Source organism: Pseudomonas sp. 05N434 (genome assembly GCF_056396965.1).
In genome coordinates, this window is record NZ_JBFTMK010001089.1 from 1 (window position 1) to 508 (window position 508).

Here is a 508-nt window from a genome sequence, read left to right on the forward strand (position 1 = left end):
GTCCAGAGAGGCGTTAAATCTGCCTAGTTCTCACTCCGTTGGCTGCTGCGCACGCACGAGCTAGAGGAATACACCAAGTTTCATAGTACTTTCGAGCCTCAGCGAAACAGGTTCAGTCCTGGCGAAACCGGCGGCTTCTGGCCGAAAGCGGTTGTACATGAGCGTGTGCTTCTGGCCGACAGCGGACGCTCCAGAACGTCCGCTTTTGGCCGATTTCTGCCGTTCGTTAAGGGCAGAAATCGACCAGTAGCAATCGCATTCGACAGGTGAACGTCTGAGCGCCTCGCTCAGATATGCAGCCAAGCCAGCGAACCCAGCATGACGCCAACACCCGCGGCCCCAAACGAGAGCCGCTTGAGCCATTCCTTACGCGTCAGCAAGGTAATGGCCGCCAGTGAAATTGCTATTTGAATCGCTGTCATTGCCTGGGCCCAGCGGTGATGCTGATGCAACGCCTGCTCTGACTTCTCGTCCCACTCCCTTGCCCGTTGTTCGAATGCTTCAGCCT

Annotated in this window: 1 protein-coding gene; it reads right to left on the reverse strand. The window is 56.7% G+C overall.

The features are described from left to right. Nucleotides 1-287 precede the first annotated feature (287 nt). On the reverse strand, nt 288-508 hold a 221-nt coding region (locus tag AC1DLB_RS31880), incomplete at its 5' end, for a DUF4337 family protein (protein WP_477786516.1).